Source organism: Galbibacter sp. L-19, from assembly GCF_056857615.1.
In genome coordinates this window covers 245,417-263,593 of the sequence record NZ_JBSXNL010000072.1, presented here as the reverse complement: position 1 = coordinate 263,593, position 18,177 = coordinate 245,417, and the positions used below count along the sequence as shown (strand labels likewise).

Below are 18,177 nucleotides of genomic sequence, written 5' to 3'. Positions count from 1 at the left end.
TCCTTTTTTACACCATGCTCTGCTCCGCATAACTACCCCTTGAGGGGATTATAGGGAGTGTTTTTTACTTTTTCTTGCTTCTTACTCATACTTGGCACGAGCTTTAAAGCTGGCACTCAAAAGGGTAATTAGATTTTTATTGTTAAATAAATGGTTTTACATAAGAAAAAAGAGAGCCTTAGGAGTATTAAAATAAACAGCCAAAAGTTACACCAAAAATTTAAAGGAGTACTCAATTCTATATCTTTCCATTGTAATATTTTGGCCGACTTCTCACCTATACTTTTAACAGTTACAGTATCTCCTTTTACATTGCTCACAAAATTTAATTCATTCTTTTCATCTAAATAGCTATTAATACTATTTCAGATTTCAAAAATATTTTATCTAAGCCTTCTATATTATATAAATGAGTGACACTATTATCACCTCCATGAGTACTTGTATCTACTAGACTATCACTTATAATTTTAAAATCAGCTATTTCCCCATAAATTATATGTTCTTCAAACTCCATATTAATAATCAAAAATGAAAAAAATATAATAGGAATAAATAAAAACAAACAAAAGCCTATTATCATTGCTTTATACTCTGGTCTCGATGTGTTTAATTGTGATTTATTGTAACTAATCATCACTTGTGAGTTAATTGTTGCTTCAATATCCTAATTTTTCTAGAAGTAAGTTTATGTTTTTTTGTTCCTTTACACCATGAATAACGTCAAGTCGTATACCGTTGAAGAAGCCAAACGCAAACTAGAGAGTTACTGCGCCTACCAAGACCGTTGTCATAAAGAAGTAGTAAATAAGTTAAGAGATATGAAAATGATTCCCTTAGCAATAGACACTATTATTGCACACCTCATAGCGCATAATTTTTTAAATGAAGAACGCTTTGCCAAAAGTTTTGCTCGGGGAAAATTCAACATAAAAAAATGGGGAAAAAACAGAATTGTTCGCGAGCTTAAGTTTCGAGAAATTTCGAGATTCAATATTCAAACAGCTTTGAAGGAAATTTCAGAAGAAGATTACTATAAAACTTTACATGCCTTAGCAGAAAAAAGGGCTAATCAAATTACAGAAAAGGACCGTTTTAAAAAAAAGAAAAAAATAGCAGATTACTTATTATACCGTGGCTGGGAATCGCATTTAGTATACGATAAAGTAAATGAGCTTATTGATTAATAAGTTTAGACCTACCCCCTATTTCTCAAAACTATTTACAACCACATTCCATTTTCTAACGCTCCACAATTTTACAAGTCCGTTTTTAACATATGGGTCGTTTTCAGCAAAAGAGATGGCTATTTTATCACTTTCAGCCTTAAAAATTAACAAAGCCTCATCGGCAGGGTTCTCCATAGCACCTCCTAAAACTAAATATCCTTTTTCCACAAATTCAGTAGCTAATTTTAAATGTTCAGCTCTGTATTTTGGTCGCTCTTCTAAATAGTTATCAGCGGTTTTATATGTTAAGGCGTAATAATTCATATCAAGAACTTATTTGAATTTATTTTGTTTAAAAGAGATAAAGTGAGATTGATTAAATAGAGCTCTTTTCAGGAAGCAGAAAAAGCTTAAACCGTTTCTATGATTCTATTCCAAGTTCTTTATGAGTATCTATAATAGCACGTTCATTTTTTTTATCAATCCAAGCTTGTCCTTTCCATTTACGCATTAAATTATCATAATTTCTCATAACAAACACATTGTAGGTAGCTTTAAAAAGACTCGTTACTTTTCTAGGGTATGACCGTAAACTCATAGAAAAACCAGGCGTCTCATATTTCATATAATGCCAATATCCTTCTGGCATATACAACATCTCTCCATGGTTTAAATGAGTTATATACCCCTCTGCATTTTTTAAAGCTGGCCATTTTTTGTAATCTGGATTATCAAAATCAATATCCTCTCGAGAAATCAAAGAATGCGGTACTTTATACATATATTTTGACTGGCTAGGTGGGAAAATAATACACTGCTTTTTCCCATGAAAATGAAAATGAAGAATATTAGAGTAATCTATATCAAAATGCATAAACACCTTACTATTTTCCCCTCCAAAGAAAAGCATTGGCAGTTGTTTAAATAACTTCAAACCAATAGCTGGCCACTTAAAATCGGTTTGCAATGATGGTACTTCTTTCATTAAATTATAAAGAAAAATACGGTAATTGGTAGGTTTTGATTCTAGTAAGTTAATATACTCACTCATTTTCATTTTTGCATGAGGCTCATTAAAACCATCTTCATGCGTTACAGGTCTGTCATCATACAAAGGAACAATTTTATCGCCTGCAACCTCATTTATATAGTTAAGATGCCACTTTTTATACGCTGGCCAATCTTGAGTTAATTGCTCTATTACAACAGGCTTTTGAGGTTTTACATACTGCTTAATAAAGTCGTCCTTAGAAATCGTTTTTAAACGAGGAATCTCTCTTAAGTTCATAAAAATAACTTGTAATAAACTATATAAAAGTACAAATTGTTTGCAATTATAGGCTATAAACTACTATAATTACAAACAATTGTGATGGTTTAAACCTTAAAAACGGTGTTCTTTTATATAAATTAGACTATACTATTTTGGCTGTTTTTCCTTGTTCTTTTGCCAATTCGTTTCTTTCTATAGAATGTCCTGGACGCGTCCATTTTGGCTTTTCTCCTAAGGGCTTGTACTGAGATTTTTCTGCGTCAACAGATTCTGGTTGTGCTTTTTTAACAAAAGGCTTCTGCGCATTTAACCCCAACATTTTAAACATTTCCATATCCTCATTTACATCTGGATTTGGAGTTGTTAATAATTTATCTCCTGCAAAAATAGAATTTGCACCAGCAAAGAAACACATGGCTTGTCCTTCTCTACTCATTTGAGTTCTTCCTGCCGATAAACGTACTTGCGTTTGTGGCATTACAATACGTGTAGTTGCCACCATACGAATCATGTCCCAAATTTCTACTGGTTTTTCCTCAGCCATTGGTGTCCCTTCTACAGCTACCAACGCATTAATTGGCACCGATTCTGGTTGCGGACTCAACGTAGAAAGTGCCACCAACATTCCGGCACGATCTTCTACTTTTTCTCCCATTCCAATAATTCCACCACTACAAACAGTAACATTAGTTTTTCTAACATTATCAATGGTTTCTAATCGGTCTTCAAAACCACGGGTAGAAATTACCTCTTTATAATATTCTTCAGAAGTATCTAAATTATGATTATAAGCATATAAACCTGCTTCTGCCAAACGTTGTGCTTGGTTTTCTGTAATCATTCCGAGCGTACAGCAAACCTCCATTTCCAATTTATTAATGGTACGAACCATCTCTAAAACTTGGTCAAATTCTGGACCATCTTTTACATTTCTCCACGCTGCTCCCATACAAACACGAGAACTTCCTGCCGCTTTTGCACGCAATGCCTGCGCTTTTACATGTGGCACCGTCATTAAATCGTTCCCCTCAATATCGGTATGATAACGTGCTGCTTGTGGACAATACCCGCAATCTTCTGGACACCCCCCTGTTTTAATAGAAAGTAACGTAGACACCTGCACCGTATTCGGGTCGTGGTGCAACCTATGGATGGTTGCCGCCTCATAAAGCAGCTCCATCAAAGGCTTATTATAAATTTCTAAAATCTCTTCTTGCGTCCAATTATGTCTTATTTCGCTCATAAAAACTAATATTTCGGGGCTTCCCAGACAAAAAAGTCTGGTCGGGCTTTCGTTACTCGCTTCCCTGATAAAAAATCAGGAAGAGCTCAAACATACCTCTCAATCCCTAAGCCAACTTCATTTTAAAATTCAAAAATAGTAATTCCATTTGGTTAACTTCCCTTCAAACACAATTTTCTCTTGTATAAAAAAATTTCAATTTCTTTTAAAAACATAGTTAAAGAGACAACAATACACTTACTGCATTGCCTCCAAAACCAACGGCATTAACTAAAACTTTTTTTATTTGTTTTGGTTTTACTGTATGTTCAATATATGGAACTTCAATAAATTTTTGATGTTGCATCATTAAAACACCTAGCTCTAAGCTCAATAAACCAGAAGCTCCAAAGGTATGGCCTATTTTCCATTTATTGGTTGTTAAAGCAGGCATTACGTTTCCAAACACTTTTTCTATTGCTTTTACCTCGGTACTATCTCCTTTAATAGTTCCTGGCGCATGCATCACTACAACATCTACTTCCTCTAAATTAGTATTTTTTAATGCCATTTTCATCGATTTCTGAAAACACTCAGCATCATCAGAAATAGAAATATTGTGTTTAAGTACTTCCGTAGCATATCCTACTCCTTCAACATAAGCCAAGACCTTTTTACTAGTATCTGTTTCCATACAAATAACCGAAGCACCTTCTCCTAAAGCCATTGTATTTCGATTTTTATTAAAATCTAATGCCTTACATGGATACGTATCTCCATTGTTTTCAGCATAAATCTTTAAAGCCTTCATTTGAGCAATAGTAAAAGGGGTTAAACTCGCTTCACTCCCGCCTACCAAAAACTTAGTACTCATCCCACTTTTTAACCATGCCACACCATTTACAAGCGCATGCAAAGCAGTAGAACAAGTAATAGAATGCGAAAGTTCTGGCCCCTCAGATTGTAAGTCGTGCGCCAACCAAGAAGATATATTACCTAAAGTAGTTGTAGGAGAAGCAAGCGTACTAGATTTCCCTTCTTTTAAATATTCCTCATGGTATTTTTCAAATAAAGCAGTTGCTCCACGTGAGGAACCAATATTAATTCCGAAGTCATCTCCAGTTTCCCATCCTGCTTGCTTTACCGCATCACGTGCAGTTAACATAGCATACAAAACAGAATTATCTAAACTCTTATATTTAATATCCGAGACTCTTAAAGCCTCTATTTTGTCTTTACTTTCGTCCGACAAAGAAGCTACTAAAGCCTTTTGAGAATTAAAGTCGTGTTCTTTTAAAAAATGATTTTTATTAAGGTAATTGTTCCAAATTTCTTGAGTAACACTTCCAAGTGCAGAAATTGAAGAAAGTGCAGTAATTGCAATTTTTTTATCCATTGGTAATTCATCTACATTATCAAATGCAAAGCTACTATTTAATACTGAAAAATGAGAAAATGCAATGAGTTATAAAAAATTAACTGCTGAGTATATTTAGTTAATATCGAAAATATAACGCACTATTGCCTGAATAAATAGTTCCAAATTGATTAATCTCTCTGTAAGAGACTAAAATTATTCTTTATAAATAACGTTGCTTGAGCTATTTGTTTTTATAGCATCCAACACCCTATTTCATTTACTCTATTCGAAACTAAATAAATTCGTTTACTTTCTTTTATACTTTAAAAAAATTCTTTTTGCGTAATAATTGTATATAACTACTTACAAATGAGAAAGATTGAATAAAACGAAAATAATAATAAAAATAAATTACAAAAAGAAAGGTTTTGAAATAAAAAATACTTATTTATTTTGCGATAATGAAAGTATTTTATACTTTTATCAAATAACAACAAAGATTTTTATACAAATCTAACTAAAATCATCAAAACTAATTTGTAATTATGAAGAACATTCTAATTGTATTAGTTACTTTTTTTACTTGGTTTTCTTATGGTCAGGAAAAGCAACTAAATGGAACAGTAACTGATTTTGAAACCGGAGTACCGATCCCCGGAGCAAATGTATCGGTGCATGGAACAACTAAAGGAGTTGTAACAGATTTTGACGGAAAATTTAACATTGATGTAGACCCAGGAGAATCACTCCTAATTACATACATCGGTTATAAGGAAGAGAAAATATTAATCAACACACAAGATGTTATTAATGTAAAGCTTAAAATTTCAGCCTCAGAATTGGATGAGGTTGTAGTGGTAGGTTACGGAACTCAGAAAAAAGAAAATTTAACAGGCTCTGTAAGTCAGATTAAAACTAATGAAATTGAAGGGAAGAGTACTACTTCACTTACCAATGCATTGCAAGGAGTTAGCCCCGGATTAACAGTTATCTCAAGACCAGGAAATGTAGGGAGTGATCTTGGCTCAATTAATATCCGAGGTAGAGGAAACTTAGGAGCCTCTTCTCCATTATACGTAGTGGATGGTATTCCTGTTAGTGCATCCGACTTTCAACGTATAAACCCTTCGGATGTTGAAAGCATTAGCGTACTTAAGGATGCAGCAGCGGCTTCAATTTACGGTTCAAGAGCAGCATTTGGGGTGCTTTTGGTAACCACCAAAAAAGGTACTGATGGCAAGGCTAGATTTAGCTACAACACTTATTACGGAGTGCAGACTCCTACAGTTTTACCTAAAATACTTGGATCTGAAGATTATGCTAATTTGTTAAATGAAGCCAATATAAATGCAGGAAAAACTGCTATTTATTCAGAAGAAGAACTAGCTATTATAAAAAATGGGATTCAGCCAGATTTATATCCTGATAATGATTGGTATGATTTGGTTTACCGTTCATCAGCTCCAATGACCGAACACAACTTTAGTGTTTCAGGAGGCGGTGATACACGTTACTTTGTGAGTGGAACATTTTTTGATCAAAGCTCATTGGTACCAGATACAGAATTGGAACGTTATAGTTTTCGAGCTAATACAGAAAGAGACTTTGGAGATATTTTCACATTGGGAACTAACATTTCTTATATAAGAGAAGACATTGAAAGAGCAGGTAATTTTTCTATTACCGATTTAAACAGAATGACACCTCTAACTGTGGCAAACCATTCTGATGGTAGTTGGGGGAGTGTTACTGGAGGAAAAGTAAGTAGTGTATTGGCAGAGAATAATCCGTTGCGTAAGATTGCAGAATATGGAAGACAAAACAGACAAAGAGAAACATTTATTGGTTCTGTTAATGCTACATTAAACATAACAGATCATTTCAATTTAAGAGGAATTGGGTCTTATAAATCGTTCACCCATGAAGAAAACACTTTTAACAATGAAGTAGCACCAGTTGTTAACTTTGTCACCAAAGAACCTATAAATTCTACAGCTGTAACCCCAAATAATATGACGGTACGTTGGAATAAAAACAACACCCTTATGCTACAGGGCTTTGCAACCTATGAAAGAGATTTTGGAAAGCACTATTTAAAAGCAATGGCAGGGTTTCAATATGAAGCTTCAACATATAAGTACTTAGAAGCATCAAGAAAAGAATTCCCTTCCAATGAGTTGGGAGCCATTAACGGAGGTTCTAATGCAGCAGAAAATTTAGGTAATGCAGGTTTGGTTGAAGAAGAAGCTTTTATGTCGGAATTTGGAAGAATTAATTATAGCTATAACGATAAATATTTGTTTGAAGCTAATATTCGGCATGATCAATCTTCAAGATTTAGCTCAGATAACAGATCAGGAGTTTTCCCTTCTTTTTCAGCCGCTTGGAGGATTTCACAAGAATCTTTTATGGAAAATTTAACTTGGTTAAACAATTTAAAGTTGAGAGCTTCTTGGGGAGAACTAGGAAATGTAAATAACGTTGGTTATTATGATTATTATGATGCTTTAGGAACAGGTACGGCTACTATTATGGGAAATACCAGAGTAGATGGAGTATGGCCTTATAAGCAGGCTAATCCAAATTTAGGCTGGGAAACCGTGGTAATGAGCAATATAGGTTTGGATGCTGGATTCTTTCGTAATGCTTTGAGTGTTCAAGTGGACGTGTTTAACAAAGTAACAGAAGACATTTTGTTAGAAGTACCTCAACCTTTAGAGTTAGGCCTCGAGGAAGGAGATGACGGGAATATTATTTCGGCAAATGCAGGAGAAGTATCTAATAAAGGGCTAGAATTTATGCTGACTTACCGTGGTGAAATCAAAGACTTTAAATATAGCTTAACAGGAAACTTCTCTAAAATCTGGAATGAAGTAACAGATCTTAATGGAATGGACGATCAGATAAATAGCTATTGGATCAACAGAGTAGGCGAAGCTATCGGTTCTTTTTATATGTATGAAGCAGATGGTTTATTTGTAGATCAGGCCGAGATAGACGCACATGCTACTCAAGACGCAGCTACTAGCCCTGGAGACATTAGATATAAAGATATTAATGAAGATGGAGTAATAGACGGAGAGGACAGAACTATTGTTGGAAATGATGTTCCATATTTCACTTATGGAATGAATTTCAATGCTTCTTACAAAGGTTTTGATTTAACAGTACAAGGACAGGGAGTTGCAGATGTGATGGTTTATTTAGATAGCGAAGCTTCTCAAGCTTTCTTTAATGGAGCTGGCGCAAAAGAATATCATTTAAAAAGATGGACAATAGACAATCCAAATCCAAATGCTGCCTACCCTAGATTATTGCCTAGCGGAGAAAACCAGCACAACCAAAGATTATCTTCTTTTTGGCTGTACAATGCTTCTTATTTCAGAATTAAAAATCTGGTGCTAGGATATACAATCCCAACAGAAGCTACTCAAAAATTTGGCGTAGATAAAATACGCTTTTATATATCTGGAACAAATCTCTTTACTACTAGAAGCGATGACAGATTGGACGATTTTGATCCGGAGTTTTCTTCCTCAAGAGGGAGTTATCCCGTTATAAAAGTATACTCGTTTGGACTAAACGTTAATTTTTAATTGAAAATATTTAAGAGATGAAACTAATAAAAAAATATAAAATACTGCCAATTTTGATGGTTACAATCCTTGGGAGTTGCAGTGATGATTTTTTAGACCGAGTACCTCAAGATCAGATCTCTAGTGAGACCTTTTGGAAATCGGAATCAGATGTAGAGTTGGCTTTAAATGGATGCTATCAATATGTGGAAGCAAGCGTTTATGAAGCATATGTAGATGGCTATACAGATAATTCTTATTGCCAATACCCATGGGAAAGTAATGCCACAATTATAAGTGCTGGAACTATTAATGCAGATATGAACGATGGTTATAGTTACAGCGGAATTCGAAGGTTTAATTACTTTTTGGACAATGTAGACAAAGCACCTTTAGCCGAAACCATTAAGACACAATACAAAAGTGAAGTAAGAGTTTTAAGGGCATGGGCATATTATAATTTGGCTAAGAAATTTGGTGCAGTTCCTTTAATAAAGAACTTTTCATTAGAAGGAGAAGAAGTAGCTATTGCCCCTACGTCTGAAGTCGAAGTAATGGAGTTTGCAAAAAGTGAATTAACTGATGCTATTGCAAACCTTCCTGTAGAAAATGTATATAAGAGTAGAGTATCAAAAGGTGCTGCTTTAGCACTTAAAGCTCGCATACATTTATTTAATAAAGAATGGAGTGAAGCTGCATCAAGCGCTCATGAGATAATGGGACTTGGGTATCAACTTTTTGAACTCGCCTCAATAACTGAGGAAGATATGATTGATGATTATTCCTTCTTAGTTGATTTTGCTTCTGATCAAGAAAAAGAAAAGTTTTATAAAGGCTTAAGAAGTTATGAGCAACTTTTTTGGGAGCAAAACGAAAATAATTCAGAAGTAATTATGGAAGTTGAGTATATCCCTGAGAGTGCGTATGAATATTCCAGTGGAATTAATACCTTATACCTTGCCGACAATGCTGGTGGAGGATGGAGCTCTATTACTCCTACTCAATCCATGGTGAATGCATATTGGACACAGCAGGGAAATGAATTTACAGCACCTTCTCCTGGTGAAAGAGCAGCTCGATATAATGCTGGAGCTTATGACGAAGCATATTTAGATGAATTTAGAAACAGAGACACACGCTTGTATGCATCTATATTATTTCCAGGAGCGCCATGGAATTCTTTAGTTCCAGAATTGATATTTTCTTGGAATAAAGGAGGAAGCAATATTTCTAAAACAGGATACAACTACCGTAAAATGACCGATCCTAGTGAAAGTGCTCAAAGTGGGCAATGGAAAGGACCACAAAACTTTCCCGTTATTCGTTATGCGGAGATTCTGCTAACATATGCAGAAGCTAAAAACGAAGCCTCTGGACCTGACGCAACCATTTATGATGCAATTGATTTAATAAGAAAAAGAGCAGGAATGCCAGTAATTGACAGGAATGTGGTAAATTCAAAACCTGCTTTGAGAGCGCTTATAAGAAATGAAAGACGTATTGAATTAGCAGGAGAAGGATTTAGATGGGATGATATCCGTAGATGGGGAATAAGTAGTGAGGTAATGAACTCTATATATAGTATTGACAACAGTTTGGCTCAGGAAAGAAGATGGGAGCCTAGATTTATAAGATTTCCATACCCTCAAACAGCTATAGATAGAAATCCAAACCTAAAAGAAGCTCAAGAAACCAAGGGGTATTAAATAATAGAATTTTTTGATACATTAACTTTAAGTTTGGTAAGTAACTTTATAAAGTAGACTTATCAAGCTTAAAGTTTTATTACATAGTAGCTTAAGATTTTTTCAGACATTAAACCTCATTTAATATGGGTTAAATAAAGTTTTTAAACAGTATAAGAATCAAATACAAATAATGGAATTACGATATTACTTTCTAATATTGGTTTTTACAGGATTATTATTTTCTGCTTCATGTAAAGGAAAAGACAATAAGAAAAATGAAACAGTAACAATATCTAATCATTCTCAAAAACCAAATATTGTTTTTATTATTGCTGATGATATGGGAATTGGAGATTTAGGATGTTATGGACAACAGTATATTCAAACTCCAAACATAGATAAATTAGCTTCTACAGGAATGAAGTTTACCAATTTCTATGCTGGAAGCACTGTTTGTGCTCCTTCTAGGGCTAGTTTAATGACAGGGCAACATACTGGAATAAGCTACATACGCGGAAATGGAGAGTTCCCACTAAGAACTAAAGACACTATAATTTCTCAAATACTCAAAAAAAGAGGCTATACTACAGCTATGTTTGGGAAATGGGGATTAGGTACAGAAACAACAGAGGGGTCTCCGGAGAAAAAAGGCTGGGATTATTTCACAGGACATTTACATCATGTAGATGCTCATTTTCAACAACCTGATTCATTATGGACTATTAAAAAAGGAGAGATGGCACAGATTGCTACCCCACCAAATAGTTACGCAAATGAAATTTTTACTGATAAAGCTGTAGGTTTCATTGAAAATCAAACAAAAGAAAATCCCTTTTTCCTATACCTCTCTTTTACGGTTCCTCATGCAGAATTGGTTGTACCCAATAAGTATTTAAAATTATACAAAAACGATCAAGGGCAAAGTATATTTATGCCAGAGAAGGCATGGCCATCTGGAAGACATTACGGAAAGCAAAAATACCCTAAAGCTGCCTATGCTGCTTTAGTAACCAGTATGGACGCATATATAGGTCGTGTAATGGAAGTAATAAAAAGCAAAGGTTTTGATGAGAATACTTTAGTGGTTTTCACCAGTGATAACGGCACTCATATAGAAGGGGGCAGAACTATAGAAGATGTGGAATTTTTTAAAAGCAGTAGTATATATAAAGGTGTAAAGAGAGACCTCTATGAAGGCGGTATCCGCGAACCTTTTATAGCTAGTTGGCCAGAAAAAATTAAAGCAGGACAGACCAGTAACCATATAGCAGCTTTTTGGGATATTACGCCAACACTTACAGAGTTATCTGGAGTGAAAGCTCCATCTGCAAAAAGTAATGGAATTTCATTTGTGAATGAGTTATTTGGTAAAGGAACACAAAAAACCCATAAATATCTCTATTGGGAGTTTTTTGAAGGCGGAGGAAAGCAAGCAGTGCGTAAAAATCAATGGAAAGCTATACGTTTGGAAGTAAATAAAAACAGAGAGGAGCCTATTGAATTATATAATTTAGCTAAAGATCCTTCGGAGTCTAAAAATATTGCCGATCAACATCCAGAGATTGTAAAACAAATGGACTCCATCATGAAAATAGCACATACCCCAAATCCTATTTTTTCTTTTGAATGATTTTTTTTCAGGAAAAGATATAATACTAAAACAAATTATAAATGAAGCAATTAAAATTCATAGGAATTATATTCCTGCTAAACTATACTTTTTCTTTTTCTCAGGAAATTCCTAACAGTCTGGAATATTATATAGAGAACCCTAAGGTTATTTCAGAAAATAAAGAAGATGCGCATGCAACTTTTTATTCTTTTTCTTCAGAAGAAAATGCAAAGAATAACAACTGGAAAACTTCTAAAAATTATCTTTCTTTAGATGGTACATGGAAATTTAAATGGGTAAAAAAACCTACAGACAGACCACAAAATTTTATAGATCCAACAACTAGTGTAGATAACTGGGCTAACATAAAAGTGCCCGCTAATTGGGAAATCGAAGGATTTGGAACACCTATCTATGTAAATCACCAATACGAATTTGCAGACTATAAAGCTCCAATTTCTAAAGAAATAACATTTATAGACGGGGTCTACCCTGCTAACCCAGGGAAAGTTCCTCATGATTACAATCCCGTAGGATCCTATAGAAGAGAATTTGTAATCGACCAAAATTGGAGCAATAAAGAAGTATTCCTTCATATTGGAGCCATGAAATCTGGTGGTTTTGTTTGGATAAACGGCAAATACGTAGGTTATTCTCAAGGAAGTAAATTACCAGCCGAATTTAATATTTCTAAATACCTACATTCTGGCAAAAACACTATTGCTCTGCAAATATTTAGATGGACGGACGGTTCTTATCTAGAATGTCAGGATTTTTGGAGAATAAGCGGAATTGAAAGAAGTGTATATCTCTATGCACAGCCTAAAACTCGTATTAAAGATGTTGAAATAACGGCTACTACAGATCAAAGTTACAGCGATGGTGTTCTTGATTTAACTGTAGCAATAGAAAATAAAGCGACCAAGAGAAAAAAACTAGAAATAGCCTATAAAATATTTGACCAAAATGATGTTTTGGTAGCTAATGATATACAAGAGTTCACTCTTGAACCTCAAAAAGATGTCGCAGTAGATTTTTCGGCTTATGTAATAGGAGCAATGCTTTGGACTGCAGAGACTCCAAATCTATACAAAGTGATTGTTTCTACTAAAGAAAAAAGAGGCGATCTTCTTGAAGTAATTTCTAATGATGTTGGCTTCAGAACTGTTGAAATATCTGGTGGATTATTAAAACTGAATGGACAAACAATTACCTTAAAAGGAGTAAACACACAAGAACATAACCCAGAAACTGGACATGTAGTGAGTGAAGAACAAATTCTAAAAGATATTAAACTTTGGAAAGAAAATAATATTAATGCAGTGCGTCTAAGCCATTATCCACAATCAGAAAAGTTTTATGAGCTGTGCGATCGCTATGGAATTTATGTGGTTGATGAGGCTAATATAGAATCTCATGGAATGTATTACGGAGAGCATTCGCTTGCAAAAAAACCTGAATGGGAAAAAGCACATATAGACAGAATGTTAAGAATGGTTGCTCGTGATAAAAACCATCCTTCGGTTATCATTTGGTCAATGGGAAATGAAGCTGGGAATGGAGTTAATTTTTTCAAAGCTTATGAGGAGATTAAAAATCTCGATCCGCAGAAGCGTCCCGTGCAATACGAAAGAGCTTATAAACCTGAAGACGGTAATTTATTTGATATGGATACCAATACAGATATTATTGTTCCTCAATACCCCTCTCCTGCAACTTTTGAAGCAGTTGGAACTTCATTAACCGATAGGCCTTTTATACCTAGCGAATACGCACATTCCATGGGCAATAGTACCGGAAATTTTCAAGATTATTGGGACGTTATTGAACAACACGATAATCTCCAAGGAGGTTTTATATGGGATTGGGTAGATCAGTCTATTTGGAAAGTTAATGAAGGAGGACAGAAATTTTATGCATATGGAGGAGACTTTGGTGAAAATATGCCTACAGATAACAGCTTTTTAAATAACGGAATTATTTTTCCTGATAGAACTCCGCAACCTGCCCTACATGAAGTTAAAAAAGCACACGAATTTATCAATTTTAAATACAAGGGGATTAATAGAGATAATGCTGTTAGAATTTTGGTGGAGAACTTGTATGATTTTATAGGCCTCGATTGGTTTGCTATTACAGCAAATGTCAAAGCTGATGGGGAAATTCTGAAAACAATTTCTATGGATCAGTTAAACATAGCTCCACATACTGGAAAATTAATACGTATTCCTTTAGACGGAATTCAATTCCAACCAAATACTGAATATTTTGTTGAAGTTTCAGCAAAACTGAATTGGGACAACGGCATACTAAAAAAAGGGCATGAAGTTGCACATGAACAGATAAGATTAGACAATAAAATTAAATGGAATTCTACCGCTTTTAAAAATAATAAAGCAATAAATAAAAATGACACCAAAGAGATACTCTCCCTTTATAATGATGATTTTGAATTAAAATTCAACAAAAAAGATGGAATTATTTCTTCGTATATATACAAAGGCAATGAACTGATAAAAGATGGAAATGGACCAAAACCAAACTTTTGGAGAGCTCCTACCGATAATGACTTTGGAAATAGGATGCACGAAAAAAATATAGAGTGGAAACGCGCTTCACTTCATGCAAATGTGAGTTCTTTTAAAGAAAAAAAGATTGAAGATAACTCTTATAAAGTAATGGTTGTATACGCATTACCTGGCGTAAATACTACACTTGAAACTACCTATACAATATATGGAAACGGTGTAGTAAAGATAGATAACAAGTTAAATAAAACGACTTATAGTGCAGATATTCCAAGAGTTGGAATGCAGATGCAGCTCCCAAAAAAGTATGAACAATTGACTTATTTTGGACGTGGTCCGTGGGAAAATTATCAAGATAGAAATGCCTCAGCTTTTGTAGATCTGTACAAATCAACTGTAAAAGCTCAATATGTACCTTATATCCGTCCGCAAGAAAACGGTTATAAAACAGAGATTCGTTGGGTAGCTCTGACTGCTGAAAGTCAGGAAGGATTACTAATTGTTTCTTCTGAAGAAAATGAAAAAAATATTGGGATAAGCGCTTTACATATGCTAAATAAAGATTTTGATGCTACTTCAGGAATCTCATACAATCAAGAAAAAAAGAACTCTGAAGAACACTTTGTAAATGATGACACTTATAGTGATGGAATGCCACAAGTAAATATCAGTAAACACACCACTGACATTGTAGAAAAAGACCTTGTTCAATTAAATATAGATATGGCACAACGTGGGGTGGCAGGAGATGATTCTTGGGGTGCTAAACCACAAGATGAATATTTAATAAAAGGTGATAAAACACACACCTACAGTTTTTACATGATTCCATTTACAAAGGGATCTGAAAAACAATACATCAGTCAATTTAAAACTTTCTATCCTGTAAAACAGGACGAGCCACTAGAAAAAACTAAATGAATGAGAAACCGCATGTAATAAAATAATCCATCATATTTTTGCCGTTGCTAAAAGCCGAGGACTTTATATAGAATCCTTGGCTTTTTATTTAAATCAGATGGAGAGAATAAACTCTGAATAAAACCTTAATTTCAGGGTAAATTAAGCTAAAGTTTACATAGAAATTGACTTTTACTTCTTAATAATTTATAAAAGCAAACTCCCTCGGAGCATGCTTACGGGGTACTAAAAGGAAAAACTAAAAATATTTCAGTAAGGAGCCTTCAAATCTCGATTCTCGAGTAACCTACTTTTTCCTTCCATTCATATACAAATACATTTGTTCTACTTTTTCTCTGGCCCATGGCGTTCTTCGTAAAAATTTAAGACTTGATTTTATGGAAGGATCACTTTTAAAGCAATTAATATTTACGCGCTCAGACATTTCCTTCCAGCCATAGGTAGCTACTAATTCTTCCAGAATATCTACCAACTTAACTCCATGTAATGGATTGTTCGGTTGCTCTTGTTTTGAAGGAGCTTTATCACTCATTATAGCTAAATTTTAATGTATACTATATAAAGACAACAAAGATAGTGATAAGAAAAAGGTTGCGCTCCTTACAAAGTATAAAACATAATAAAGAGGTCTAAAAAGTATCTAAACTCTAAATGTCAAACTGAGCTTGTCGAAGGATTTTACTGAGGGTTAGTTGTTTGAAACTTCGACAAGCTCAGTTTGACAACTATTCGACGAAATCAATTTGACTACTATGAATTACTTTTTAGACCTCTCCTTAATGCTAATACTATTTATCTGCGTAATAACAAGTAAGGATAGAATCTAACACAGCTTCTCCCTTATCTATTTTTTCTACTTTACGCTTCATTTTAGGATTTAAAAATGTTTTTAGCGGTTGATTTACCGAACTAATATCCTGAAAAGCTTCTTTTAAATGTTTATCCCAAACCGAATGATATTTAAGTAAATCGTCGGGATATACAGTTTTACGGCGGGTTCCCTCGTCTTTAGCCTTAAAAGGTTTTGCTATATTTAAATACCCATAATCGTCTGTTAGCTCTTCTCCAGGAAAATATCTCGGATTGCTATTTCAAAATCATAAGGGGTAGTTAAGCAATTACTTTTAAAACTGTGATTTACATATTTTGCCATATCCCAGCAAAGTACATACTCTCCTTTATTGTTTCTAAAGGTAAAATAATCAATAATTTGTTGATAATCGTTGCTCATGTTAGCAACTTGGTCTGGAGTAAGCACCAAATCTAATTGGTCTTGAACCCATGTAATTGTTCCTTTTGGAATCAATTTTGTAGCCACAACGCCATGACCTATTTCATCAGAAATAAATCGCAGCTCGGTATGCGGATGAATCATTGAATGATACGCTAATAAGTTTATGTTTCTAATGCTAATTTATAGTATTTTTTCAATCAAAAACTCAATCTTATCATAAATTTTCTGCAATTGTTTATCGGTAATTACATAAGCCGCAGAAATATAGAGCGTAGAACCCAAAGGCCTCATAAACAATTCGTTATCTAAAAAGAAATTCAACAATTTATCTCGCAGATTTCCATAACGTTCCATTTCTACATTCAAATCTATTGCATAAATAATCCCACACTGTCTAGTGCTCGCTATTTTAGGATGATTTTTAATGTACTTATCAAAATTTTCGTGCAGTTTTATAACTCGCTGAATGTTAGCTTGCATTTCTTCGGTTTGGAGTAATTCTATTCCTGCAAGTGCTGCAGCACAAGCAATTGGATTGGCGCTATAGGTATGCCCGTGAAATAGGCCTTTCCCAATATCGTCACTATAAAATGCCTGATACACTTCTTCGGTACAACTTGTAATAGCCATTGGCACCATTCCAGCCGTAAGCGCTTTACTCATGCAAATAATATCTGGATATGTTTCTAAATGAAGTGAGGCAAAGTTTTTTCCAGTTTTCCCAAAACCAGTCATCACTTCGTCGGCAATAGTAATAACCTCACTATTTTTACATTCTTTTATTAGTAGTTCTAACCCTTCTGCATCGTGCATTTTCATAGCTGCAGCTCCTTGCACTAAAGGTTCGTATATAAAACTAGCTACCTTATTTTCAGCAATAATAGTTTGTAATTGCTTTAATACCTCTTGATTATTCTGTCCATTTGGTACTGGAATCCTCTCTACGGAAAGAAAAAACTCTTCAAACGGACCATTATAAACCGATAAACCAGAAACCGACATAGCGCCGAAAGTATCTCCATGAAAACCTTCTTCAAAGGCTATTAATACATTGCGTTTCTCCCCTCTATTAAAATGATATTGCAATGACATTTTTATAGCTACTTCTACAGAGGTAGAACCACTATCAGAAAAAAATAATTTATTTTGGTTACCTGGAAGTATCTTTATTAATTCCTCAGAAAGCTTAACTGCAGGCTCATGTGTAAGTCCTGCAAAAACAACTTGATCTAGTGTTTCCACTTGCTTTTTTACTCGCTCAACAATATATGGATGGCAATGTCCATATGCAGAGGTGTACCAAGAAGCTATTCCGTCTATATATTCTTTTCCCTCTTCACTATACAAAACAGCTCCTTTTGCATGCGTAATCGCAATAGATTCTGGGTGTAATTTATGTTGGGTTAAAGGATGCCAAAGATGCTTTTTATCTCTTTCTGAAAGTGTCATAAATAGTGTTTTTGTATATCAACAATTACACTACAAAGATGCGGATTCTTTTATATTTTAAAATATTGTTGTCCGAGAAAAAATACAAGACCGCTTCGCTATAAGAAAAAAGAGCAAAGACTAAATATTAACTATCATAAAATAAG

The 18,177-nt window shown here is 34.3% G+C and carries 13 protein-coding genes; 5 read left to right on the top strand and 8 right to left on the bottom strand.

Translation table 11 applies throughout. From position 1 onward, the window contains the following. Positions 1–343 precede the first annotated feature (343 nt). Positions 344–637 (bottom strand): hypothetical protein, encoded by a 294-nt coding sequence (locus AC13CQ_RS17125; RefSeq protein WP_474507244.1) that lies wholly within the window; start codon positions 635–637, stop codon positions 344–346. A 76-nt stretch (positions 638–713) separates the two neighbouring features. On the opposite strand from AC13CQ_RS17125, the gene AC13CQ_RS17120 reads away from it, so the two are divergent. Then, positions 714–1,187 carry a regulatory protein RecX gene (locus tag AC13CQ_RS17120; protein WP_008611899.1) on the top strand — a complete coding sequence of 158 codons (474 nt, stop codon included), beginning with the start codon at positions 714–716 and terminating at the stop codon, positions 1,185–1,187. A gap of 18 nt (positions 1,188–1,205) precedes the next feature. On the opposite strand, the gene AC13CQ_RS17115 is transcribed toward AC13CQ_RS17120, so the two are convergent. The 4 genes from AC13CQ_RS17115 to AC13CQ_RS17100 form a co-directional block, all read right to left on the bottom strand. Continuing rightward, positions 1,206–1,493: a YciI-like protein gene (locus AC13CQ_RS17115; protein WP_008611898.1), complete on the bottom strand. Its 288-nt coding sequence runs from the start codon at positions 1,491–1,493 to the stop codon at positions 1,206–1,208. A gap of 97 nt (positions 1,494–1,590) precedes the next feature. Then, positions 1,591–2,457 carry a cupin-like domain-containing protein gene (locus AC13CQ_RS17110; protein ID WP_008611897.1) on the bottom strand — a complete coding sequence of 289 codons (867 nt, stop codon included), beginning with the start codon at positions 2,455–2,457 and terminating at the stop codon, positions 1,591–1,593. Between the two features lie 127 nt (positions 2,458–2,584). Then, the gene (gene bioB / locus AC13CQ_RS17105; RefSeq protein WP_008611896.1) at positions 2,585–3,685 is read right to left on the bottom strand and encodes a biotin synthase BioB; all 1,101 of its coding nucleotides are present in this window, start codon (positions 3,683–3,685) and stop codon (positions 2,585–2,587) included. Positions 3,686–3,902: 217 nt separating this feature from the next. After that, complete coding sequence (locus AC13CQ_RS17100; protein WP_008611895.1) at positions 3,903–5,060, bottom strand: beta-ketoacyl synthase N-terminal-like domain-containing protein; 1,158 nt, start codon at positions 5,058–5,060, stop codon at positions 3,903–3,905. A gap of 509 nt (positions 5,061–5,569) precedes the next feature. Here AC13CQ_RS17100 and AC13CQ_RS17095 point away from each other — a divergent pair. The 4 genes from AC13CQ_RS17095 to AC13CQ_RS17080 all read left to right on the top strand — a co-directional run bounded on the left by AC13CQ_RS17095 (position 5,570) and on the right by AC13CQ_RS17080 (position 15,348). Then, entirely contained in the window at positions 5,570–8,620 is a 3,051-nt protein-coding gene (locus AC13CQ_RS17095; RefSeq protein WP_474507243.1) for a SusC/RagA family TonB-linked outer membrane protein, read from the top strand. Between the two features lie 17 nt (positions 8,621–8,637). Next, entirely contained in the window at positions 8,638–10,305 is a 1,668-nt protein-coding gene (locus tag AC13CQ_RS17090; protein ID WP_474507242.1) for a RagB/SusD family nutrient uptake outer membrane protein, read from the top strand. Positions 10,306–10,477: 172 nt separating this feature from the next. Beyond that, positions 10,478–11,917, top strand: coding sequence for an arylsulfatase (locus tag AC13CQ_RS17085; RefSeq protein ID WP_008611893.1), 1,440 nt, complete (start codon positions 10,478–10,480; stop codon positions 11,915–11,917). 41 nt (positions 11,918–11,958) lie between these two features. Then, positions 11,959–15,348 carry a glycoside hydrolase family 2 TIM barrel-domain containing protein gene (locus AC13CQ_RS17080; protein ID WP_008611892.1) on the top strand — a complete coding sequence of 1,130 codons (3,390 nt, stop codon included), beginning with the start codon at positions 11,959–11,961 and terminating at the stop codon, positions 15,346–15,348. Between the two features lie 286 nt (positions 15,349–15,634). Here AC13CQ_RS17080 and AC13CQ_RS17075 read toward each other — a convergent pair whose 3' ends face one another. From AC13CQ_RS17075 to bioA, 3 genes are all read right to left on the bottom strand, one after another. Next, complete coding sequence (locus AC13CQ_RS17075; RefSeq protein ID WP_008611891.1) at positions 15,635–15,880, bottom strand: VF530 family protein; 246 nt, start codon at positions 15,878–15,880, stop codon at positions 15,635–15,637. Between the two features lie 522 nt (positions 15,881–16,402). Next, positions 16,403–16,723, bottom strand: a complete 321-nt coding sequence (locus tag AC13CQ_RS17070; protein ID WP_474507241.1) for an SET domain-containing protein — start codon at positions 16,721–16,723, stop codon at positions 16,403–16,405. Between the two features lie 39 nt (positions 16,724–16,762). Continuing rightward, positions 16,763–18,031 carry an adenosylmethionine--8-amino-7-oxononanoate transaminase gene (bioA, locus tag AC13CQ_RS17065; RefSeq protein ID WP_474507240.1) on the bottom strand — a complete coding sequence of 423 codons (1,269 nt, stop codon included), beginning with the start codon at positions 18,029–18,031 and terminating at the stop codon, positions 16,763–16,765. Positions 18,032–18,177 lie beyond the last annotated feature (146 nt).

What these genes read in the sequence shown, in the direction of transcription:
- AC13CQ_RS17125 (WP_474507244.1), bottom strand. Translation starts at nt 637, where the DNA reads ATGATTAGTTACAATAAATCACAATTAAACACATCGAGACCAGAGTAT.
- AC13CQ_RS17120 (WP_008611899.1), top strand. Translation starts at nt 714, where the DNA reads ATGAATAACGTCAAGTCGTATACCGTTGAAGAAGCCAAACGCAAACTA.
- AC13CQ_RS17115 (WP_008611898.1), bottom strand. Translation starts at nt 1,493, where the DNA reads ATGAATTATTACGCCTTAACATATAAAACCGCTGATAACTATTTAGAA.
- AC13CQ_RS17110 (WP_008611897.1), bottom strand. Translation starts at nt 2,457, where the DNA reads ATGAACTTAAGAGAGATTCCTCGTTTAAAAACGATTTCTAAGGACGAC.
- bioB (WP_008611896.1), bottom strand. Translation starts at nt 3,685, where the DNA reads ATGAGCGAAATAAGACATAATTGGACGCAAGAAGAGATTTTAGAAATT.
- AC13CQ_RS17100 (WP_008611895.1), bottom strand. Translation starts at nt 5,060, where the DNA reads ATGGATAAAAAAATTGCAATTACTGCACTTTCTTCAATTTCTGCACTT.
- AC13CQ_RS17095 (WP_474507243.1), top strand. Translation starts at nt 5,570, where the DNA reads ATGAAGAACATTCTAATTGTATTAGTTACTTTTTTTACTTGGTTTTCT.
- AC13CQ_RS17090 (WP_474507242.1), top strand. Translation starts at nt 8,638, where the DNA reads ATGAAACTAATAAAAAAATATAAAATACTGCCAATTTTGATGGTTACA.
- AC13CQ_RS17085 (WP_008611893.1), top strand. Translation starts at nt 10,478, where the DNA reads ATGGAATTACGATATTACTTTCTAATATTGGTTTTTACAGGATTATTA.
- AC13CQ_RS17080 (WP_008611892.1), top strand. Translation starts at nt 11,959, where the DNA reads ATGAAGCAATTAAAATTCATAGGAATTATATTCCTGCTAAACTATACT.
- AC13CQ_RS17075 (WP_008611891.1), bottom strand. Translation starts at nt 15,880, where the DNA reads ATGAGTGATAAAGCTCCTTCAAAACAAGAGCAACCGAACAATCCATTA.
- AC13CQ_RS17070 (WP_474507241.1), bottom strand. Translation starts at nt 16,723, where the DNA reads ATGATTCATCCGCATACCGAGCTGCGATTTATTTCTGATGAAATAGGT.
- bioA (WP_474507240.1), bottom strand. Translation starts at nt 18,031, where the DNA reads ATGACACTTTCAGAAAGAGATAAAAAGCATCTTTGGCATCCTTTAACC.